This window comes from Rhodococcus sp. WMMA185 (assembly GCF_001767395.1).
GTDB lineage: Bacteria > Actinomycetota > Actinomycetes > Mycobacteriales > Mycobacteriaceae > Rhodococcus_F.
The window spans coordinates 1,279,426-1,300,196 of sequence record NZ_CP017014.1 but is presented as its reverse complement, the minus strand read 5'-3'; the positions used below and the strand labels follow the sequence as shown (position 1 = coordinate 1,300,196).

The 20,771-nt window shown below is 64.9% G+C and carries 18 protein-coding genes and 1 pseudogene; 5 read left to right on the top strand and 14 right to left on the bottom strand.

What is annotated here, in order from left to right:
• Positions 1 to 37: 37 nt before the first annotated feature.
• From BFN03_RS05850 to dxr, 5 genes are all read right to left on the bottom strand, one after another.
• Positions 38 to 1,852 (bottom strand): penicillin-binding transpeptidase domain-containing protein, encoded by a 1,815-nt coding sequence (locus tag BFN03_RS05850; protein WP_070378219.1) that lies wholly within the window; start codon positions 1,850 to 1,852, stop codon positions 38 to 40.
• 87 nt (positions 1,853 to 1,939) lie between these two features.
• Positions 1,940 to 2,776, bottom strand: coding sequence for a GNAT family N-acetyltransferase (locus BFN03_RS05845; RefSeq protein WP_070378218.1), 837 nt, complete (start codon positions 2,774 to 2,776; stop codon positions 1,940 to 1,942).
• 93 nt (positions 2,777 to 2,869) lie between these two features.
• Positions 2,870 to 4,027, bottom strand: a complete 1,158-nt coding sequence (ispG, locus tag BFN03_RS05840; RefSeq protein WP_070378217.1) for a flavodoxin-dependent (E)-4-hydroxy-3-methylbut-2-enyl-diphosphate synthase — start codon at positions 4,025 to 4,027, stop codon at positions 2,870 to 2,872.
• Positions 4,028 to 4,067: 40 nt separating this feature from the next.
• Positions 4,068 to 5,285 (bottom strand): M50 family metallopeptidase, encoded by a 1,218-nt coding sequence (locus BFN03_RS05835; protein ID WP_070378216.1) that lies wholly within the window; start codon positions 5,283 to 5,285, stop codon positions 4,068 to 4,070.
• A gap of 6 nt (positions 5,286 to 5,291) precedes the next feature.
• Positions 5,292 to 6,449, bottom strand: coding sequence for a 1-deoxy-D-xylulose-5-phosphate reductoisomerase (gene dxr, locus BFN03_RS05830; protein ID WP_070378215.1), 1,158 nt, complete (start codon positions 6,447 to 6,449; stop codon positions 5,292 to 5,294).
• A 120-nt stretch (positions 6,450 to 6,569) separates the two neighbouring features.
• On the opposite strand from dxr, the gene BFN03_RS05825 reads away from it, so the two are divergent.
• On the top strand, positions 6,570 to 6,839 hold the full coding sequence (locus BFN03_RS05825) for a DUF2631 domain-containing protein (protein ID WP_070378214.1): 270 nt from the start codon (positions 6,570 to 6,572) through the stop codon (positions 6,837 to 6,839).
• 95 nt (positions 6,840 to 6,934) lie between these two features.
• On the opposite strand, the gene rlmN is transcribed toward BFN03_RS05825, so the two are convergent.
• On the bottom strand, positions 6,935 to 8,044 hold the full coding sequence (gene rlmN, locus BFN03_RS05820; RefSeq protein ID WP_070380660.1) for a 23S rRNA (adenine(2503)-C(2))-methyltransferase RlmN: 1,110 nt from the start codon (positions 8,042 to 8,044) through the stop codon (positions 6,935 to 6,937).
• A 198-nt stretch (positions 8,045 to 8,242) separates the two neighbouring features.
• On the opposite strand from rlmN, the gene BFN03_RS05815 reads away from it, so the two are divergent.
• A complete protein-coding gene (locus BFN03_RS05815; RefSeq protein ID WP_070380659.1) occupies positions 8,243 to 9,115 on the top strand; it encodes an HpcH/HpaI aldolase/citrate lyase family protein in 873 nt (290 codons plus the stop codon).
• A 7-nt stretch (positions 9,116 to 9,122) separates the two neighbouring features.
• Here BFN03_RS05815 and BFN03_RS05810 read toward each other — a convergent pair whose 3' ends face one another.
• The 6 genes from BFN03_RS05810 to rpsB all read right to left on the bottom strand — a co-directional run bounded on the left by BFN03_RS05810 (position 9,123) and on the right by rpsB (position 14,188).
• On the bottom strand, positions 9,123 to 9,824 hold the full coding sequence (locus BFN03_RS05810; protein ID WP_070378213.1) for a class I SAM-dependent methyltransferase: 702 nt from the start codon (positions 9,822 to 9,824) through the stop codon (positions 9,123 to 9,125).
• 9 nt (positions 9,825 to 9,833) lie between these two features.
• Entirely contained in the window at positions 9,834 to 10,700 is an 867-nt protein-coding gene (locus BFN03_RS05805; RefSeq protein ID WP_084385509.1) for a phosphatidate cytidylyltransferase, read from the bottom strand.
• Positions 10,701 to 10,788: 88 nt separating this feature from the next.
• Positions 10,789 to 11,346, bottom strand: coding sequence for a ribosome recycling factor (gene frr / locus BFN03_RS05800; RefSeq protein ID WP_070378212.1), 558 nt, complete (start codon positions 11,344 to 11,346; stop codon positions 10,789 to 10,791).
• A gap of 109 nt (positions 11,347 to 11,455) precedes the next feature.
• Positions 11,456 to 12,184 carry a UMP kinase gene (gene pyrH / locus BFN03_RS05795; RefSeq protein WP_070380657.1) on the bottom strand — a complete coding sequence of 243 codons (729 nt, stop codon included), beginning with the start codon at positions 12,182 to 12,184 and terminating at the stop codon, positions 11,456 to 11,458.
• A gap of 194 nt (positions 12,185 to 12,378) precedes the next feature.
• The gene (gene tsf / locus BFN03_RS05790) at positions 12,379 to 13,206 is read right to left on the bottom strand and encodes a translation elongation factor Ts (protein ID WP_070378211.1); all 828 of its coding nucleotides are present in this window, start codon (positions 13,204 to 13,206) and stop codon (positions 12,379 to 12,381) included.
• A gap of 112 nt (positions 13,207 to 13,318) precedes the next feature.
• Complete coding sequence (gene rpsB, locus BFN03_RS05785; RefSeq protein ID WP_070380656.1) at positions 13,319 to 14,188, bottom strand: 30S ribosomal protein S2; 870 nt, start codon at positions 14,186 to 14,188, stop codon at positions 13,319 to 13,321.
• A gap of 352 nt (positions 14,189 to 14,540) precedes the next feature.
• On the opposite strand from rpsB, the gene BFN03_RS05780 reads away from it, so the two are divergent.
• Positions 14,541 to 15,077, top strand: a complete 537-nt coding sequence (locus BFN03_RS05780; RefSeq protein WP_157109562.1) for a M23 family metallopeptidase — start codon at positions 14,541 to 14,543, stop codon at positions 15,075 to 15,077.
• A 37-nt stretch (positions 15,078 to 15,114) separates the two neighbouring features.
• Here the strand turns inward: BFN03_RS05780 and BFN03_RS05775 are convergent, their stop codons facing one another.
• Both BFN03_RS05775 and BFN03_RS21000 read right to left on the bottom strand, forming a co-directional pair.
• On the bottom strand, positions 15,115 to 16,041 hold the full coding sequence (locus BFN03_RS05775) for a tyrosine recombinase XerC (protein ID WP_070378210.1): 927 nt from the start codon (positions 16,039 to 16,041) through the stop codon (positions 15,115 to 15,117).
• 101 nt (positions 16,042 to 16,142) lie between these two features.
• Positions 16,143 to 16,299 (bottom strand): annotated as a pseudogene (locus BFN03_RS21000) (TA system antitoxin ParD family protein); the annotation flags it as partial.
• A 321-nt stretch (positions 16,300 to 16,620) separates the two neighbouring features.
• Here BFN03_RS21000 and BFN03_RS05765 point away from each other — a divergent pair.
• Together BFN03_RS05765 and BFN03_RS05760 are read left to right on the top strand one after the other, a co-directional pair.
• On the top strand, positions 16,621 to 17,847 hold the full coding sequence (locus BFN03_RS05765; RefSeq protein ID WP_070380654.1) for a hypothetical protein: 1,227 nt from the start codon (positions 16,621 to 16,623) through the stop codon (positions 17,845 to 17,847).
• Positions 17,847 to 20,732, top strand: a complete 2,886-nt coding sequence (locus BFN03_RS05760; protein WP_084385508.1) for an FtsW/RodA/SpoVE family cell cycle protein — start codon at positions 17,847 to 17,849, stop codon at positions 20,730 to 20,732. Before BFN03_RS05765 ends, BFN03_RS05760 begins: the two co-directional genes overlap by 1 nt.
• Positions 20,733 to 20,771 lie beyond the last annotated feature (39 nt).

The following is a 20,771-nucleotide window of genomic DNA, read 5'->3' as shown; positions in this document are numbered from 1 at the left end:
AGACGGCGAGATTACTTGCAACGCTTGATCGAGCGTGTCAATACCCCTCCGGCAGCGCCGCGAACATGTCACGAGTCACGGCAACAGCGTTGTCGGAGCTTCCCCCGCGCACCACCAGCGTTGCGAAGGCGAGATCGCCGCGGTAGCCGACGAACCAGGCGTGCGACCCACCCTCGACCTCGGCTTCGCCCGTCTTGCCGTACACCTCGCCCTGATCCCCGATTCTCCCGGCCGTGCCACTCGTGACCACGAGGCGCATCATCTCGCGGAGTCCGTCGACCATCTCAGGGCTGATCGGCGGAGGGTCTTCGTCGATCGACGTTTCCCGTCCGGCGATCAGCGACGGAACCGGCGTCGAGCCATTCGCTACGGTCGCCGCTGCCAAAGCCATACCGAATGGGCTGACCACGACCCTGCCCTGCCCGAAGCCGTCCTCTGTTCGCTGGACCAGATCGTCTGCTTCGGGCACCGAGCCCGTGTAGGTGGGCAAGCCCACGACCTCATAGTCGGCCCCGACTCCGAACTGTGAGGCCGCGACGGTCAGCGCATCCGACTGCATCTCACTCGCCAGTTTCGCGAACGAGGTGTTGCACGAACGGGCGAACGCCGTGGCCATCGGGACCGTCCCGAGCGCGAATTCGTTGTAGTTCGGCACGCTCCGGTCGCCGATCACGATGAGGCCGGGGCACGGAACCAATGTGTGAGGTGTCGCGAGGTCCGACGAGATCGCCGCTCCCGCGGTCACGATCTTGAACGTCGAGCCCGGGGGGTAGAGGCCCGTCAGGGCCACGGGTCCGTCTCTGTCGGCGGCCTCGTTCTGCGCCACGGCGAGGATGTCACCGGTCGAGGGAGCAATGACCACCATCATGGCCTGCTCGGGTCGGGCGTTGACCGCATTCTGCGCGGCAACCTGAATGGGCCGATCCAGGCTGATCGAGAACGACGGGACAGGCTTCGGCGGTGTCTCGGTGAGCACGGCGGTGTCGACGCCGTTCTGATTGACGGTGACCACTCTCCATCCGGCCTCACCGTCGACCTCATCGATCACCGTCTGCTTGACCCGGCCGATGAGATCGGGGGCGAACGTCCGATCGGTAGCCACCAGGTCGGCCTCGTCTGACACGGTCACACCGGGGATCGCGCCGAGCACACCCTCGACTCGGTCGTAGTCCTCGGATCTCAGCCGGGTGACGAGGTAGTCACCTTTCACCGCGGTTGCGGACTCCGCGATCGACTGCGCGGTGAGGGTGTTGTCGAACTCCGCCAGCGCCGACGTCAGCGACTGCGCGCTGCGGATCACATCGTCCGATTCCCTCGCATCGAACTTGACGCGATACACGACACCGGGCACGAGAACGTCCGATCCGGCGCGCTCGTTGACGCGGGCCCTGGGCGCCGCAACGGACCGCAGCGACATCGTCTGACGATCCCCTAGCCGCGGATGGACGTTGGTCGCACTCCAGCGCACGGCCCAGTCGCCGCCACGTCGGCCCATCTGGAGTTCGCCTGAATATGTCCACACCCGGTCTTTCGGCAGTTGCCATTCATAGGTGTACCCCACGGTGGCGGTGTCGCCGGTTACTCGGACGTGGGTGGTCTCCGCCTCGAGGGACTCGGCCTGCAACGACTCCCACGTCGACTCGAGCGTCTGCATCGCGTTGTCAGGGCGGTCCGAGAGGGCGGCGGCCCGCTCGGAATCGCGTTCGGCAAAGGCCGCCAGAAACGCTCGAGCGGCGGGCTCGGGACCACCCGGTCGGGGTGTGCATGCCGCGACGCCAATCATCAGCACAGCGACCCCGCCGAAGGCGATCGACCTGACGACGCGTGCGTGGGGAAAGAGACGAGGGTTCATCGCCGCTCATGCTATGTCGGCGACGGTCGTCGACACGGTAGGTCGAGCGCCATGTCAGTCCGCGCTACATCAATTCAACAGGTTTCATCAATCCAACAGAATTGTGGCGAACGTCCCCACCTGGCTGAAGCCGATGCGTGAATACGTGCTGCGGGCAATCGTGTTGAAGCTGTTGACGTACAAGCTGGCGACTCGGCCCTCGGCAATGACTGCCTGAGCTACTGTCGCCGTACCGGCCGCGCCGTGTCCGCGCCCCCGGTACATCGGATGTACCCAGACGCCCTGAATCTGCCCGACCCGGGAGGACACCGACCCCACCTCGGCCTTGAAGACCACCTGACCGTCCTCGAACCGGGCCCACGCCCGGCCGGCTGCGATGAGGTTCGCGACGCGGCGGCGGTAGCCACGACCATCGTCGTTTGCGCGGGGATCGACGCCGACCTCCTCGATGAACATCGCGACAGCGGCCGGAAGGTACTGGTCGAGTTCACGCATCCGCACCTGACGCACCAGGGGGTCGGGTCGGCACAGCGGTTCGCTCGCCAGGGCCAGCAGCGGCTGATCAGCGCGGACCTCACGGGCAGGCCCCCAGTCGAGTTCGAGCATCTCCCAGAGCGGCAGGGTCAACTCGGCACGCCCGACCAGGGACGAACACATGCGCGGTGTCCGACATGCGCGGTCTGCAAACGCCCGCATATCGTCCGTGCTTCCCCGCAGCGGTACGAAGTTCGCGCCGGAGAAACACAACGACTCGAGCGGCCCGCCACGACTCCACAACTCTCCGTGGATCATCCGAGGGTCGGTTCCGCCTTGCTCTACTCGCGCGGCGACCATGCACGTAGCGACAGGGTCGGAGTCGAGGACACGAAGCGCGAGCGCCGTGTCTCGACTGCTCAACTGTTTTGCACCAAGGAGCTTGAGCATCTACCCAACCTTGTCAGTTTGTCGTCGTGCCCACCAGGTTGCCACGAACTCGCCGAAAACGGGAGTCGTTTCGACGGTCACCGCGCACGCCCGTCAGCTGACCGTCACCACGGGTGATCCGGACGTCGAATCGCTGTCCATCTCCTCCGCTATCCGCATCGCTTCTTCAATCAGAGTCTCCACGATCTGCGCCTCGGGCACGGTCTTGATGACTTTGCCTTTGACGAAGATCTGTCCCTTGCCGTTCCCGGAGGCAACACCCAAATCAGCCTCCCGAGCCTCGCCAGGACCATTGACGACACACCCCATCACGGCCACGCGCAGCGGGATCTCCATGCCCTCGAGTCCGGCTGTGACCTCGTCCGCCAACTTGTACACATCGACCTGTGCGCGACCGCACGAGGGACACGACACGATCTCGAGCTTCCGCGGACGCAGGTTCAGCGACTGCAGGATTTGGGTGCCGACCTTCACCTCCTCGGCCGGCGGCGCGGACAAAGACACCCGGATCGTGTCACCGATGCCCTCGGCCAGCAGTGCGCCGAACGCGACAGCAGATTTGATGGTGCCCTGGAACGCCGGGCCGGCCTCGGTCACACCGAGGTGCAGCGGGTAGTCACACTGGGCGGCCAGCTGGCGGTAAGCCTCGACCATGATGACCGGGTCGTTGTGCTTGACCGAGATCTTGATGTCGCCGAAGCCGTGTTCCTCGAACAGGCTCGCCTCCCACAGTGCCGACTCCACGAGGGCCTCGGGCGTCGCCTTGCCGTATTTGCGCATCAGGCGCGGATCGAGCGAGCCTGCATTGACACCGATCCGGATCGGGATGCCTGCATCCCCGGCCGCTTTCGCGACCTCCTTGACCCGTCCGTCGAACTCCTTGATGTTGCCGGGATTCACACGAACGGCCGCACAGCCGGCGTCGATCGCGGCGAAGATGTAGCGCGGCTGGAAGTGAATGTCGGCGATGACCGGGATCTGGCTCTTCTTGGCGATCGTCGCGAGCGCGTCGGCATCCTCTTGGCGCGGGCAGGCGACACGCACGATGTCGCAGCCGGATGCGGTGAGCTCGGCGATCTGCTGCAGGGTGGCGTTGACGTCGTGGGTCTTGGTGGTGCACATCGACTGCACGGACACCGGGAAGTCACTGCCTACACCAACCCCACCAACCTGGAGTTGGCGGGTCTTGCGCCGGGGCGCGAGAACCGCGGCCGGGCCTTCCGGCATTCCTAGTCCGACCGGGCTGGTCACGTGAGGGCCTTCTTTCGTAGCTCGAGATCGAGTCTAGCTATCACTGGAAGAGCTGGATCGGGTTGACGATGTCGGCGGTCAGAGTCAGGAGCATGTAAGCACCGCCGACGACGATGAAAACGTAGGTGACGGGCAGCAGTTTCATGTAGTCGACGGGCTCACCGCTCGGCAGTCCCCGACGGTTGCGGAAGAAATCCCGGAAACGCTCGTACACCGCCACGGCCATGTGCCCGCCGTCGAGCGGGAGCAAAGGCAAGACGTTGAACATTCCGAGGAAGAAGTTGAGGCTCGCCAGCAGGAGGATGAACACCTCCCACAATCCGCGCTCCGCCACCTCGCCACCGATGACGCTGGCACCGACGACACTGATCGGAGTGTCCATGTCACGCTCCCCACCGGTCACGGACTGCCACAGATCCACAACCTTGCCGGGCAGCTGAACGAGGCGCTCCGCTGTCATCGTGAACATGTCACCCGTGAACGCGACCGAAGCCGGGATCGCCGCCAACGCGTTGTACTGAGTCGGGAGATAGTAGTCGGGTCCGACGCCGATCGCGCTGACCGTCTTCGACGACTTCTCACCGGTCTCCGGATCGATCACATACCGCTGCACCTCCTGCGGTACCACAGTGAATGTGAGGGTCTCGCCCCCGCGCTCGACCGTGTAGTCGACGGGCCCGGTCAGCTTCTGCGTCTCGGACACAACCTGCGCCCACGTATCGACCGGGGTGCCGCCCACGGAGGTGACTACATCGCCCCGCTCTAGGCCGGCTTGCTGGGCAGGACCTTCACCCGTGCACGAGGCGACCCGACCGTCCTCGGACTGGGTCGCGGGTGCGCAACTCATGTCGCCGAGCGCCGTCGCAGGCGGAGTGTTGAGGTTGGGCAGCCCCCACCCGACGGCAAGCACGAAAATCAGAACCAGACCGAGCGCGAAGTTCATGACGATGCCGCCCGACATCACGGCGAGCCGCTTCCAGGTTGCCTTCTTGTACATGGCCCGGTCTTCTTCGTCGGGCGCCAGCTCGTCCATCGCCGTCATTCCGGCGATGTCGCAAAAGCCCCCGAGCGGAAGCGCTTTGAGACCGTACTCCGTTTCCCCGCGCCGGAACGAGAAGATCTTGGGCCCGAACCCGATGAAATATCTACGCACCTTCATGCCGGCGGCTTTCGCCACCCACATGTGACCCGCTTCGTGAAGCGCGATCGACAGGGCGATCCCGAGGGCGAAGAGAACAACGCCCACTACGAAAATCATGCAGCTCTAGCCTTCCTGCTTCACGAGTTGACGTGCCCGCTCACGCGCCCAGCCGTCGGCGGCTAGAACATCTTCCACGTTAGCCGGTGGAACCGACCATTCATCCGCCTCCGAAAGCACCATCCCGACGGTGCGAACGATCGCCGGGAATCGGATGAGGCCGTCCAAGAATGCATGAGCCGCGACCTCGTTGGCGGCATTGTAGACGGCGGTGAGGCATCCGCCACCCTTGCCCGCGTCCCGTGCCAGGTCGACAGCGGGAAAGACGTTCGCGTCGAGCGGCTCGAAATCCCACGTCGACGCCGTCGTGAAGTCGCACGCCGCCGCTACTCCCGCCACCCGGTCCGGCCAGCCCAGCGCAAGTGCGATCGGCAACTTCATGTCCGGTGGGCTGGCCTGCGCCAGCGTGGAGCCGTCGATGAACGTGACCATCGAGTGCACGATGGACTGCGGGTGGACGGTGACGTCGATCCGGTCGTAGTCGATACCGAACAGCAGGTGAGTCTCGATCAACTCGAGTCCCTTGTTGACGAGCGTCGCGGAGTTGAGCGTATTCATCGGACCCATTGACCAGGTGGGATGGGCCAGCGCCCGTGTCGGGTCCACACTCTCGAGGTCTTCGGCGCTCCAGCCTCGGAACGGCCCGCCGGACGCGGTCAGTACGATCCTGTCCACCTCGTCCGCGCGCCCCCCACGCAAGCATTGCGCCAGCGCGGAGTGTTCGGAGTCCACGGGAACGATCTGACCCGGCGCCGCGGCAGCCGTCACGAGTGGTCCGCCCGCGACGAGGGACTCCTTGTTCGCCAGCGCGAGACTCGCCCCCGTCTCCAGTGCTGCCAGGGTCGGCTCGAGCCCCAGGGATCCGACAAGCGCGTTGAGGACGACGTCCGCCTCGGTGGTCCGCACCAGTTCCGTTGCCGCGTCCGGTCCGCTCAGCACACCCGGCAACTCCAGCGCGGCAGCAGCCCGAGGATCTGCGACTGCAACGGACGACACACCCGTGTCCCGAATCTGTTGCGCGAGCAGATCGACGTTTCCCCCTCCCGCGGACAGGCCGACAACTTCGAACTTGTCCGGGTTGGCGGCCACCACCTCCAACGCTTGGGTACCGATCGAACCGGTGCTGCCGAGCAGTAGGACACGAGTGGGCCTGGTTTCATCCACCCGCCCATTGTTCCTGATGGAACCGCAGCTAACTGCAACGGATGGCCCCGCTACATACGACGCACAGTCGTATGCCACGATATGTCGAGTAGCGCAACCGAATCTGCAGGAGGATCGATCGTGGCCGGTACCCAGTTGGAGCCCTCATCCAGCGACCCCATGACGGCCGCGCACGTCGACACCGCGGAGGTTCCGTCGGCGGCCTGGGGCTGGAGTGGCGAGGCTCCCAAGACGTTCCGATTCTTCGGATGGTTCTTCGCGGCCTTCCTGTTGACCATGATCATCGGCAACCACACCGGCCGGGTCGAGGACTGGTGGCTGGTCGGCAGCGCAGCGCTGCTGGTAGTCATCCTCGTCCGCGACATCGTCATTCGCCGCAAGCCTCGGTAGCTCCGAAGGGCGAGCCGGTTCCCAGACGAGCTCAGAACTGAGCCCCTGGCCCCGAATAGTCGGGACCAGGGGCTCGGTTCGTGTATTTGGCGAGTTCAACTCTCGGCCGCGAGTTGACCGCAGGCTGCGGCGATCTCCTGGCCGCGGGTGTCGCGCACCGTGCAGGACACGCCTTGGGCGAGCACGCGCCGGACGAACTCCTTCTCCACCGGCTTCGGGCTCGCGTCCCATTGGCTACCCGGTGTGGGGTTGAGCGGAATCAGATTCACATGCACCAAAGCGCCCAGGGCTTTGCGCAACTTCTTTCCCAGCAGATCTGCCCGCCACGGCTGATCATTGACATCTCGTATCAATGCGTACTCGATCGAGACCCGCCTGCCTGTCTTGTCCGCGTAATACCGGGCGGCCTCGAGAACCTCGGCCACCGGCCACCGGTTGTTGACCGGAACCAGAGTGTCCCTCAGTTCGTCGTCGGGTGTGTGCAGTGACACCGCCAACGTAACGCTGAGACCCTCGTCGGCGAGCTTGCGGATGGCGGGAGCCAACCCGACCGTCGACACCGTCACAGACCGCTGCGACAACCCGAGTCCGTCCGGGGCCGGCGAGGTGATGCGCCTGACAGCCGCTACAACGCGCTTGTAGTTGGCTAGTGGCTCGCCCATCCCCATGAAGACCACGTTCGACAACCTGCCCGGGCCGCCGGCCACCTCGCCGTCCCGCAGCGCGGCCGCCGCAGCCCGCACCTGGTCGACGATCTCGGCTGTCGACAGGTTGCGCTGCAGTCCGGCCTGGCCGGTTGCGCAGAAGGGGCAGGCCATGCCGCACCCTGCCTGGCTGGATATACACAGCGTCGCGCGGTCGGGGTAGCGCATGAGGACGCTTTCGAGCAGTGTTCCGTCGCACGCCCGCCACAGCGTCTTGCGCGTTTCCCCCCGGTCGCAGTCCACATGCCTGATCGGAGTCAACAGCGTCGGGAAGAGTGCGGAGCCGACCTGCCCTCGGACTGCCGCCGGAAGATCGGTCATCTTCTCGGGATCTGCCTCGAGACGCGCGTAGTACTGGCGGGCCAGTTGGTCTGCGCGGAAACCAGGCAGACCCAGCGATTCAACCGCCTCTCGCCGCTCGGAGGAGTCGAGGTCCGCGAGATGTCGAGAGGGCATCCCCCGCCGGGGAGCGTTGAACACGAGAGGAAGAGAAGCAACCATAGTCTCGCCATTGTCCCATTGCTTCGGCGGCGAACCTCGCACGGAGGTGTGGTAAGCCGACAAATGCGTCCGCAGTCGAGCGCAGCCAAACCGCACCAACTGACCGAACAGTAGTTTCTCGAGTGGATAGCAGGGGTACTCGGCGAGCATGATTGGTGTCGTGGACATCATTGAAGGGATACGACTGTGAAGGCCGACATGGAGACAGCCGACCCCCGGACAGCCGACCCCCAGGCCTCGTTGGCACCGCGCATCGCGGCCGAACAGGCAAGGTCCTGGCTACTGGTTCCGGGCGGAAGACCCGAGAACTTCGAGGCGGCTCAGTCCAGCGCCGCGGACGCGGTCATCCTCGACCTCGAGGATGCGGTCACTCCTGGCCGCAAACCGCAGGCCCGCACCGACGTGGTCGAGTGGCTCAGTGAACACGGTCGAGCGTGGGTACGCATCAACGACGCCACCACCCCGTACTGGGCCGAGGACCTGGATGCGCTCAGCGGTGTTCCCGGCCTCGAGGGCGTCATGCTCGCCAAGACCGAGAGCGGCATGCAGGTCGACGCCACAGCGGAAAGGCTGCGCGAAGGCACGAGGATTCTCGCCCTCATCGAATCCGCGGTAGGCCTCGAGGCTGCACCCGAAATTGCACGCACTGAGGCCACGTTCCGACTCGCATTCGGCAGTGGTGACTTCCGCCGCGACACGGGCATGGACGACTCACCTCTGGCAATGGCGTACCCGCGATCGAGGCTGGCGATCGCCAGCCGAGCGGCGCGCATCTGCGCCCCAATCGATGGCCCCACCCTCGGCACCGACGTAGACGCCCTGAGCAGGGCCGCGGCCCTGACCCTGTCGATGGGCATGACCGGAAAGCTGTGCATGACGATCGCGCAGACGGGGCCGGTCAATGATGCGCTGAGCCCGTCTCCCGCTGAGGCCAAGTGGGCGTCCGAGGTCATCGCAGACCTGGGAGAAGACGGATCTCGCGTTCGAGACGGCAGCGATGTACCCAAGCTCGCGAAGGCGAAGAAGATCAACGCGCTCGCGCGAATATTCGATATTGCCCCACGGTCGTAGGCGCCGATCAGGGTATTTCGAGGAGGGCTGACTTTCGTCGGCTGTGTACGCGGTAGCGCACGTCGAGCGACAAGCCCGGTGTCTGTGCGAACGCCCTCGCCGCCGTCCGCTTCGTGAATTCGATGCCGAGCACCCCGCGCAGCGATTCGCGGTCGGGGAACATCCACCGCGTATCCACTCGCGCAAGGTCGAAGCCTTGCGCCGCGAAGAATGCTTCAACGGACGCCGGACGGTATTGCGGAAGGTCCGCACACATCCATGCGCCGTACGGATGGGCGGTGGCGTCGAGATCTACCACCACCAGCACTCCCCCAGGCCGTAGGACGCGTAATGCCTCGCCAATGCCGGGGCCACACCCAGGACCGAAAAAGTAGGCGGTGCGGGCGTGCACGAGATCCACGCTCGCATCGGCGAGGGGGATCCGCTCCGCGGAGCCGTCCACCACTTGCACGTTCCGCATTCCGGCCACCCGCTGCCGGGCCAGGCCCACCAGCGGCGGGTGCGGTTCGACACCGATCACGGCGTGGGCGGATTCCGCGAAGACGGGTAGATGGAACCCCGATCCGCAGCCGACGTCGACGACGGTGTTGCCGGTCCAGTCGAAGACCGCTCGCAGATGCCGGAAAATCGCTCCGTCGACGTCCTGAGCTCGGTTCTCGACCTCGTACATTCCCGGCCAGTGCCAGATGTTCGGACTCGGGATCGTCACGACCCGGAATTAGACGAGGGCCGTCAACACGAGCCACGTCACGAACGCCGACGGCAGCAGCGAGTCGAGACGGTCCATGATGCCGCCGTGCCCGGGCAGAAGCGTGCCCATGTCCTTGATACCCAGTTCTCGCTTGACCTGAGATTCGATGAGATCTCCGATCGTTGCGGTGATCACCAGAGCGACACCGAGGAGCACACCGATCATCAGGTTCGCGTCGAGGATCAAGGTGACCGAAAGGATGCTGCCGATCACGCAGAACAGCAGCGACCCGAAGAATCCCTCCCACGACTTCTTGGGGCTGATCGCGGGGACCATCGGATGTTTGCCGAAGAGGACGCCCGCCGCGTAGCCGCCCACGTCGGAACAGACCACGGCGATCATCAGGCAGAAGACCCGACCGGCACCGTCTTCCTGTAGCACCATCAAAACCGCAAACGACGCCAGCAGCGGGATCCACGAGGCCACGAATACAGTGACCGCGGTATCTCGGAGGAAGTTCTGCGGCGTCGCTTTCAGGCCGCTCTCGAATAGGCGCCAGATCATGCAGACCAGCACCGTCCCCGCGAAAGCGCCGAGTACACCGACCGGACCGAAGGGCCACCCAAGCCACAGAATCGCCTGACCGCCGAGGAGAAGCGGAATCCGGGGCGCGCTGATGTCGGTCTCTTCTCGGAGCCGTTTGGTGACCTCCCACGTAGCGACGGCCATCGCAGCCGCAACTACGGCTATCCACACCAGCGGAACGTAGATAAGAACCACGATCAGGGAGACTCCGAGCCCGACCCCGACCGCGATCGCCGCGGGCAGGTTTCGCCCTGCCTTCGACTTCGGGCCGGCATTCGACTCCCGCGAGGGCTCGCCCTCCGGCTTCATCGAGGACTCGCCCTCTGATATGGGTCCGCGTGGGGTCCCGTGTTCTGCTGGCACGGTCACTGTCCCCGATCCACTCCTCGTTTCATGCCTAAACTTCAAGCAACTCGGCTTCCTTGTGCTTGACAAGTTCTTCGATCTGCCCGACATAGCGGGCGGTCGTCTTGTCGAGTTCCTTCTCGGCGCGCCCGACCTCGTCCTCGCCTGCTTCGCCTTCCTTCTGGATCCGCGAGAGCTCGTCCATCGCCTTGCGGCGCACGCTGCGGATCGACACCTTGGCGTCCTCGCCCTTGGACTTGGCCTGTTTCACCAACTCGCGTCGACGCTCCTCGGTGAGCTGGGGAACGGAGATGCGAATCAAGTTTCCGTCGTTGGTGGGGTTCACACCCAAGTCGGAGTTACGAATGGCAGTCTCGATCGGACCCAACTGCGCGGCCTCGTAGGGCTTGACCACTACGAGGCGCGCTTCAGGCACATTGATGCTCGCCAACTGGCTGATCGGGGTGAATGACCCGTAATAGTCGACTCCGATGCGGTTGAACATGCCCGGGTTCGCGCGGCCGGTCCGGATCGAGCCCAGGTCGTCCTTGGCCACGTTGACGGCCTTCTCCATCTTTTCCTCGGCCTCGAAGAGAGCTTCGTCAATCACAGCTGTTCCTCCATGTCGTTCTGCATCGATTCGTCACTGCCTCTGTTTCGAGAAAACCCGTTCTCGAGAACCCTGCTTCGAGAAATTGCCGTGTTAGCCGTGTTGCGCGTCATGACTTGACGAGCGTCCCGATCTTGTCACCGGACACTGCCCGAGCGATATTCCCCTCGGTCAGCAGATTGAACACCATGATCGGCATTTCGTTGTCCATGCACAGGCTGAAAGCGGTCGCATCAGCCACCTTGAGTCCCCGCTCGATCACTTCCCGGTGCGTGATCTGGCTGTACATCGTGGCGTCCGGATCGACGTTCGGGTCCGCGGTGAACACCCCGTCGACCGCCTTGGCCATCAGGACCACCTCTGCGCCGATTTCGAGAGCACGCTGCGCTGCCGTCGTGTCAGTCGAGAAGTAGGGCATTCCCATACCGGCGCCGAAGATCACGACTCGGCCCTTCTCCAGATGCCGCTGGGCTCGCAGCGGAATGTACGGCTCAGCAACCTGACCCATCGTGATCGCCGTCTGAACACGGCTGTCGATACCTTCCTTCTCCAGGAAGTCCTGCAGAGCAAGGCAATTCATCACGGTCCCGAGCATTCCCATGTAGTCGGAGCGCGCACGATCGAGTCCTCGCTGCTGCAGTTCCGCTCCACGGAAGAAGTTCCCGCCGCCGATGACGACTGCCACTTGAACACCAGAGCGCACCACTCCGGCGATCTGCTGCGCCACCCTTGTCACCACGTCGGGGTCGAGGCCGACCTTCCCACCACCGAACATTTCTCCGCCGAGCTTGAGAAGGACTCGCTGGAATCCCATACGCTCGCTGACTGGTTCGGTCATTACTCTCCTCAGTTCCACCGCACTCGCCTCTACAGCACTCGTCGACTCCTCGACAGGAGATGAGCGCACCGACTCACTGTGCTCTACACCCATACGAAACCGCCGTCTTCATCCTGCCTCATCGAGGCCACGACGGTATACGTAAACCCCGCCGGGCGAGCGCACTCGTCTGGCGGGGTCTACGACTCACACGACTAGCTCGAAGCACCGACCTCGAAGCGAACGAAGCGCTTGATGGTGACGCCGGCCTCGTCGAGGACTGCCTTGACGGGCTTCTTGGAGTCCTGCACAGAAGACTGCTCGAGCAGCACGACGTCCTTGAAGTAACCGGTGACACGGCCTTCGATGATCTTCGGCAGGGCCTGCTCCGGCTTGCCCTCGGAGCGGGCCGTCTCCTCGGCGATACGGCGCTCACCCGCGACGATGTCCTCGGGGACCTCGTCACGCGTGACGTACTTCGCCTTGAGGGCAGCGACCTGCATGGCAGCACCACGGGCTGCCTCGGCGGCCGTCTCGCCCTCGCCGGTGTACTCGACCAGAACGCCGACGGCGGGCGGGAGGTCAGCACTGCGCTTGTGCAGGTAAACCGCGACCTGTCCGTCGAAGGAAGCAATCCTGCTCAGTTCGAGCTTCTCACCGATCTTCGCGGACCGCTCCTGGACCACCTCGTCGACGGTCTTGCCGTCGAGCTCGAGTGCCTTGAGCGTCTCGATGTCGGCGGGCTTCGCGGCCGCGGCGACCGCCACGATCGACTCGGCGAGCTTCAGGAAGTCTTCATTCTTCGCAACGAAGTCCGTCTCGCAGTTGATCTCGAGCAGGACGCCGTCCCTGGAGACGACCAGGCCCTCGGCCGTGGTGCGCTCGGCGCGCTTGCCTACGTCCTTGGCACCCTTGATGCGCAGCTGCTCGACGGCCTTGTCGAAGTCGCCCTCAGCCTCGGCGAGAGCGTTCTTGCAGGCCATCATTCCGGAGCCGGTGAGCTCGCGGAGCCGCTTGACGTCAGCGGCGGTGTAGTTCGCCATGGTGAGCGAGCCTCCTCATATGTCTGTTCGGACTTAAGTCAGGGTAGTACTCGGGGCAGACCGGCAAACGGCCCTGACCACAGGATCTCTGGTCAGGGCCGTGTACAACGAATCAGGCCTCGGTCGAGGGGGCCTCTGCTGCAGGAGCGTCGCCCTCCGCTGCGGGAGCCTGGGCATCCTCTGCGGAGGCTACCTCTGCCGCGGGAGCTGCCTGCGACAACAGTTCCTGCTCCCACTCGGCGAGGGGCTCGCCTGCGCCTGCCTCGGGCTTCGCGTCCTTGTCGGCGCTCAGTCCGGCACGTGCCTGCACACCCTCGGCTACCGCAGACGCAACCACCTTGGTGAGCAGCGCGGCGCTGCGAATGGCGTCGTCGTTGCCCGGGATCGGGTAGTCGACGAGGTCAGGGTCGCAGTTGGTGTCCAGGATCGCGATGACCGGGATGTTCAGCTTGCGCGCCTCGGCAACCGCAAGGTGCTCCTTGTTGGTGTCGACAACCCACACGGCGGAAGGAACCTTGGACATGTCGCGGATACCACCGAGGGTGCGATCCAGCTTGGTCATCTCACGCGTGAGCATGAGGATTTCCTTCTTGGTGCGACCCTCGAATCCACCGGTCTGCTCCATCGCCTCGAGTTCCTTGAGGCGGAGCAGGCGCTTGTGGACAGTGGTGAAGTTGGTGAGCATGCCGCCGAGCCAACGCTGGTTGACGAAGGGCATACCGACGCGGGTGGCCTCGGCAGCGATGGATTCCTGGGCCTGCTTCTTGGTGCCGACGAAGAGGACGGTGCCACCGTGGGCAACAGTTTCCTTGACGAACTCGTACGCCTTGTCGATGTACGTCAGCGTCTGCTGCAAGTCGATGATGTAGATGCCGTTACGGTCGGTGAAAATGAATCGCTTCATCTTCGGGTTCCAGCGACGAGTCTGGTGACCGAAGTGCGTGCCGCTGTCGAGCAGCTGCTTCATTGTTACGACAGCCATGGCTGTGTATCTCTCTTTCATTGCCAGTTGACGCAGAACGTCGGTGACGCTCCGCCCTAGCACCCCTGAACCACCGGAACTCACATCGTGATGTGAGACCAGCCGATGGTCGATAACCTGCACGGGTGCGCGAAGTCGGACTGTGCGAGCACAGACCGCCTGATCAGTGTACGGCCTGCGGTTCAATAGGCCCCAACCGCACTCCTTCTTCACTCCACCGTCGGCACCCCGGCCAACCCACACTCGCGCCGCCGACGCGATAGCTCTGCGCAATCTGTGGACGGATCGGGGTCCATCCACAACTTCTTCCACTGCCGGTATCGAAGTCGCCGAATGGGACATCGTCGACGTCATGACGATGTGGGAAACACTCACCCGATCACTCGCAGCGGCAGCCACCGCCGCCACCGCCCTCGTCGGCGCGGTCGTTCTCTCCCCACCCGCACACCCAGCATCGACCACTGCTTTCGACTGGCCACTACACCCGCGGCCGACGGTGGTGCGGACGTACGACAACCCCGAACACGACTGGCTACCCGGGCATCGCGGAGTGGACCTGGCCGGAGCGCCCGACCGGGCCGTACTCTCGGCCGGCACCGGTGTGGTGGTGTTCGCGGGCACGGTCGCGGGCAAACCGGTGGTTTCGGTCGACCACCCGGGCGGCCTTCGCACCACGTACGAGCCCGTCACTGCCCGCGTCACTGCTGGGATGCGGGTCGGCCGCGGCACCGTGCTCGGCTACCTCGAACCCGGCCACCCGGGCTGCATCGCGCAGGTGACCGCCTGCCTGCACTGGGGAGTGCGCCGAGGTCGTGAGTACCTGAACCCGCTCGCCCTCGTCCGGGCCGTGCCGGTGCGACTCGAACCTGTCCGCACGCGCGGAGGCTGACGGACCGTCCATCCGAAGAACGCCACCGAACGCCGGCTCAGGCCCGCGGATGCGCCTGGTCGTGGACCGCGCGCAGCCTCTCGACGGAAACATGCGTGTAGAGCTGAGTGGTCGCAAGGCTCGCGTGCCCCAGCAACTCCTGAACCACCCTCAGGTCGGCGCCCCCTTCGAGTAGATGTGTGGCAGAGGTATGACGAAGTCCGTGTGGGCTGAGATCTGGGGCACCGGGAACGGCGGAGAGGACGTCGTGCACAACGGTGCGCGCTTGCCGCTGGTCCAGCCGCTTTCCTCGTCTGCCCAGCAGGAGAGCCTGTCCAGCGGCAGCTGTGGCGATTGCCGGGCGGCCGACGTGCAGCCACAGATCGAGCGCTTCGGCGGCAGGCTTGCCGTAGGGCACCGACCGCTCCTTGTCTCCCTTGCCCATTACACGCAAGAGCCTGCGTTCGCGGTCCACCGATTCGAGGTCGAGGCCGCACAGTTCACCTACCCGAATTCCCGTGGCATACAACAGTTCCACGATCAGACGATCGCGCAGGGCGATCGGATCCTGCTGTTGCGCACCGGATTCGGCGGCATCCATCACATCTGTCGCCTGCGACTGGCGTAGGACCACCGGGAGTTTCCGGTGAGACTTCGCCGCACCCAAACGGACTCCGGGGTCGACGAAGATTCGGCGCGTTCGCAGCAGCCAGGCGGTGAAGTTGCGCACCGACGATGTTCGCCGCGCGAGTGTCGTCCGAGCCGCACCCGCCGCCGCCTGGCCGGCGAGCCATGCCCTGAGTACCTCGATGTCGAGCTCACCGAGGTGGGCTCCGGGAGTTGTCGACAACCAGTGCTGCAAAAGCGACTTTGCATCGGCGACGTATGCCTTCACCGTGTGCTGCGAGCGGCCGCGTTCGAGCTCGAGATGCCGCGCGTACTCGCCGAGTACCCGCTCCAGCGGGTCCGGAAGGTCCGTGCTCATGCTGGTAACAGTTGCGTTGGACGGAAAATAAATCAAGCAGCGACGCCCGTGTCGCGGCCCTGTTCATCGAGCAGGACCGTTGCGCAGCCGTGCCCACGCGGTCGGCGCGCGACCCGGCGCTGATTCGACATCTCGCGACCCACCCTGACCCAGTGCTCGAGCTGCCGGCGTGCCGGGCGGTGCTCGCGCTCCCCTCGGCTGCCGCATGGTCGACGAGTCCTACGAAATCCGGGTGACCTTGTCGGCGGCGTTCGTCATGGCTCCCCTTCGGGCGAAGCTACAGAGACTACCGATGCGATTTGCTACATCGGCTGCGGGTGCCGTGCACCGATTGCTGCGCGGCCAGATCCTGGTTCAGCGAAAGGTTTTTGGCGGCGATGCGCGTGTCGGCTAGACATTGCCACACTTTTGCCTTTGCGATTTCTCCTCGCGATTGACCGAATCGGAGTTTAATAGTTCGAGCAGGCGCAAGGGTTTCGACGCAAGGGTTTCGACAGGAGCAAGCAAAAGCCCAGTCCACCGCCCACCCGCTTCGGTTCGGTGTCACCCGCGGGAGGCATGTCGTTTCGGGGATGCGCGATGAACGAAGCAGCCTTGGGGGTCCACGCGAGCAACAGCGAGCCCGCTGCGGACCGACCTGATCCACCTGAACTGATCGATGACGACTCGGGTGGCAGCCTTGACGCTGTCAGCCTCACGGCGCTTCTCGAGGTCGCGCGGCTGACGCCGCCGCAAGCTGCGCAGCTGGTTAGCGACTTGGCTGGCCAGCTCGAACTGGCGGGCGGCGCCGGTGGCTGCCGAACCGCCCCACTTGATGACACCGTGATGGTGTCCGACGGCGGGCGGCTCACAATCGACCGCGTCGGGATCGACTCGTCGTGCGCCGAGATCAACGATACGATCACGGTCCTGCTCCGCCGTATCGCGACCAACTGCCGGGGGCCGGAGTTCGGCAATCTTGTAATCGAATCGGTACCAGATGCAACGGATCTCGAGGATTTGGTGCGTCGAGTTGGTCTGGTAATCGCTCCCGAACTCGACCCTGCCGAGGAGCCCAGACGGAGGAGCCAGATCGGCGAACTCGTCAGGGCGGCGATGGATCGGCCCATTCCGGATGGTCGTGCGATGGAAGATCGGACCAACGTGCCTGCGGGGTCCCTCACGCCATCCACCGGCTGGTATCCGCCGGTCCGAAGCGCCTGGCACACTCGGCGGAGAAGGCCCTCATGGCGTCAGGGAACGCTCACCGTGCTCACGCTCGTTGTAGTCGTCGGGGCAGTCGTTTCGGGTCCCCGCGTATGGACGGAGCTGAACAAAGGTTGGAACACCGTCGTCAACCCAGTGGACTTCTCTGAGGAGAACACTCTCCGGCCGGTGTCCCCGCCGCCGGTCGTCCCGCCGGACCCGTCCATATCCGCGACGAATACCGACGGAGTCGAGCCGGCACCCGTCCAGACCGGAGCCCCTGCCAGCGCAGGCCAGATCACTGGTGTCACCGCGAGTTTCGCGGACGGATCGTGTAGCGCGGGACAGCCGTGCGCCATACGAGTGGACGTTCGCCTGGATCCGGCTGCGACCACCGACACGGTCGCCTGGAAGCTGAACGTCTACGACCGATGCACCGGCGAAGTACAGGCAGGCGGAGACATCACCGTGCGCACCGAGCCAGGCCGGGACGACGTGTACGGGTTGAGCAAGACCTTCCTGCCGCCCGGTTACGCCCTGGCCGTCGCTGCGGTCACGAGCGCCCCTGCAGTTGCTGCTTCGGAGCCGCTGTACGTGCCTGCCGAGAAAGTGACCTGCTGATGAGTAGCGGCGGCGTTCCCGTGGACGACGCTCCCGTGGACGACGTCCCCGTGCGGGGACAAGATCGGGAGTCCGATCCCTGGATTGTCACGGCGGCGGTCGTTCTCACCGTCCTAGGGCTTCTCAACTTGGTGTCGATCGGACTGACGTCGCAAGCGGTGCGCCACGCGATCTTTGCCGTCGTCGGCATCGGAGTGATGTTGCTCCTGTCGCGGATGCGGGTGAGCAAGCTGCGACGATTCGGGTGGGTGACCCTCGGGGTATCGGTCGCGATGCTGATGGCGGTGCCGTTCGTCGGGGTATCGGTCAAAGGTGCACAACGCTGGCTGGATTTCGGCCTGTTTTCCATTCAGCCCGCCGAAATCGCCAAGCTCGGTCTGGTCCTGGTGGCGGCGTCCATCCTGTCCGGTGGCTACACGTTCGGTCGGCTGATGACGATGCTGTTGATCGCGAGCGGCGTGATTGCCCTGGTCGCTCTCCAACCCGACCTGTCGAGTGCCGTGGTGTTGGCAGCGGTAGCGGCGTTGATGCTTGTCCTCGGCAGGGTGCCGATGTTGCCCCTTCTGCCGCTGTTCGGACTGGGAATCGCCGCGTTGCCCATCCTCGGTCTCTTCCTCCGCCCGTACCAACTCGAACGGATCCAGGTGTTCCTGTCGAGCGATGCCGACCCCAGCGGGTCGGGCTGGGCATCGCTTCAAGCCGACATCGCAATAGGCAGCGGTGGGCTGTGGGGCCTGGCGCTAGACCCCATGTACGACCTGAGAGCGCAATACCTTCCCGAATCGGAGCACGACCTTGCGTTCGCATCCGTCGTATACGGGTGGGGGCTGTTCGCCGGCATTGCAGTCGTGGCAGCCAGCTTGGTGATCACGTGGCGTGCCGCACTAGCTGCACGACGGGCACGCACTAAAGAAGCCGCGCTCGTGGCCGCGGGCATCGGCGGCTTGTTCGGGATCCACGCGGTCCTGTCGATCGGTGCGAGCCTGTCGCTACTGCCCCACACCGGGATGCCGCTCCCGATGTTCAGCTACGGCGGCACAGTCGCACTCGTCGGATTCGTTGCAATCGGGCTGGTGCTCGCGGTGCGCCGAGACGGGGTCGCCCGCCCGCTGTGGGCCCAGCCGTCCACACGTCGGCGACGGCCTCGGGGCATGACGGTGGGTACCGCTGCGGTCACCGCACTCCTCGTCGCGATGTCGGTGTTCGCCTGGCAGTTGCAGGGCGAGCGCGGTTCGGAACTGCGCGCGTTGAGCGATGAACAGATGACGCGCTGTATCCGTCTGCCTGCCGAGCGCGGTCAGATCCTCGACCGGAACGGCGTACCGTTGGCGACCAACGTTGCCGAATACACCATTTCGGTGGTCACCCGAATGTTCGAAGAGAACGACCCCGCCACGCTCGGTGAGCTGGGCGCGTTGCTCGGGACTTCTCAGGACGAGCTGACAAACACCCTGGGGGAACGCGGCGTAGGGGAAATGGAGACTGTCGTCGGCAGGGTCGCGCCCGATCAGGCTCGACAAATCATCGATGCGCAGATCCCAGGAGTCCTCATCGTCCCCTCCGGACGTCGGCACTATCCGTACGGGGATTCACTCGCCTCCGTCCTCGGATACGTCGGCATCGGCGATCCGCAGGACATGGAACGCTGGCCGCAGCTCGCACTCGGATCGCGGGTCGGCAGTGCGGGACTCGAGAAGCAATACGACGCCCTGCTGCGCGGCACCGATGGCAAGCAGTGCCTATACGTCGACCCGACTGGAAATGTGGTCGGTCCGGGAGAACGCGTTGATCCAGTGCCGGGTCACGACCTGCGACTGCACTTGGACATCGGATTGCAGAATGTGGCGACCGACGCACTCGCCCAGGCAGTCCGCGGCAGCGGGGGCGACCTCGGCGCTGCGGTGGTGATGGACGCGCGCACCGGCGCCATCCTGGCGCTCGCCAGCGTCCCCGGGTACGACAACAACGTGTACGGTCCTCCCGTCGATGCCGTCGCACTGGCCGCCCAAACGGAGGGGCCGGGGCCCAGTCGGATGCTCAACCACGCGTTCCAGACCGCCGCGCCACCCGGCTCGACATTCAAGATCGTTGTCGCCTCGGCGAACGCGGAGGATCAGGTCCTGGATCCGGATGAGGCGATCCCGACCGGTGCCGCTTTCACCTACGGCGGGCACACATTCGCGAATTGGCAGCCGATGGGCCCGAACAACCTGCTGCAAGCGATCCAGTGGTCGGACAACGTGTACTTCTACAAGCTCGCCCTACTCCTCGGTCCCGAGCGGATCGCCACGGTCGCAGACCAATTGGGTGTGGGTCGGCGCTCAGGGATCGATCTACCCGGCGAGTCCGCAGGATTCCTGGGGACACCTGAGTCGGTCGGCGACATCGGGGCGATTTGGTATCCCGGCTCGACGGTGTTGATGGGCATCGGGCAGGGCACAGTAACGGCAACCCCACTGCAAGTGGCGGGGTGGACGTCTGGCATCGCTACCGGAGCGATGGTCACTCCACAACTTGCCGGCGCGTACGGACCCGGGGAGGGCACGTCGATTCCGACCGCTGAGCCTCATCGGCTTCCCTTCGACGATCGGCTCGACCCGGTCCGCGCCGGCATGCGGGCTTCGGCCGCTGCCGGTACGGGCGGGCAGCTCGCCAGTCTGCCGATCACAGCCGGCTCCAAGACCGGAACGGCTGAGGATCCGTCGGCACCGGGCGATGGTCTCGACGCTTGGTTCTCCGCGGTCGTGCCCTTCGAGTCTCCCGAAATCGTCGTCACGGTAATGGTCCGTGGCGGGGGATTCGGTTCGGCGACATCAGGCCCCGTGGCCATGTCGATCCTCGAGCGCTACCTCGCGGAACGTCCGGCCCCGGCACCACCCCGGTAACTTCAGCGAGGCACCACCCCGGTAACTTCAGCGAGGCAC

Bases quoted from the DNA above. Each gene is read 5' to 3' on its own strand.
- BFN03_RS05845 (WP_070378218.1), bottom strand. From the start codon at position 2,776: ATGCTCAAGCTCCTTGGTGCAAAACAGTTGAGCAGTCGAGACACGGCG.
- tsf (WP_070378211.1), bottom strand. From the start codon at position 13,206: ATGGCGAACTACACCGCCGCTGACGTCAAGCGGCTCCGCGAGCTCACC.
- BFN03_RS05760 (WP_084385508.1), top strand. From the start codon at position 17,847: ATGAGTAGCGGCGGCGTTCCCGTGGACGACGCTCCCGTGGACGACGTC.
- BFN03_RS05835 (WP_070378216.1), bottom strand. From the start codon at position 5,285: ATGATTTTCGTAGTGGGCGTTGTTCTCTTCGCCCTCGGGATCGCCCTG.
- BFN03_RS05780 (WP_157109562.1), top strand. From the start codon at position 14,541: ATGACGATGTGGGAAACACTCACCCGATCACTCGCAGCGGCAGCCACC.
- rlmN (WP_070380660.1), bottom strand. From the start codon at position 8,044: ATGGTTGCTTCTCTTCCTCTCGTGTTCAACGCTCCCCGGCGGGGGATG.
- BFN03_RS05815 (WP_070380659.1), top strand. From the start codon at position 8,243: ATGGAGACAGCCGACCCCCGGACAGCCGACCCCCAGGCCTCGTTGGCA.
- BFN03_RS05805 (WP_084385509.1), bottom strand. From the start codon at position 10,700: ATGAAGCCGGAGGGCGAGCCCTCGCGGGAGTCGAATGCCGGCCCGAAG.
- BFN03_RS05850 (WP_070378219.1), bottom strand. From the start codon at position 1,852: ATGAACCCTCGTCTCTTTCCCCACGCACGCGTCGTCAGGTCGATCGCC.
- pyrH (WP_070380657.1), bottom strand. From the start codon at position 12,184: ATGACCGAACCAGTCAGCGAGCGTATGGGATTCCAGCGAGTCCTTCTC.
- BFN03_RS05775 (WP_070378210.1), bottom strand. From the start codon at position 16,041: ATGAGCACGGACCTTCCGGACCCGCTGGAGCGGGTACTCGGCGAGTAC.
- rpsB (WP_070380656.1), bottom strand. From the start codon at position 14,188: ATGGCTGTCGTAACAATGAAGCAGCTGCTCGACAGCGGCACGCACTTC.
- BFN03_RS05765 (WP_070380654.1), top strand. From the start codon at position 16,621: ATGAACGAAGCAGCCTTGGGGGTCCACGCGAGCAACAGCGAGCCCGCT.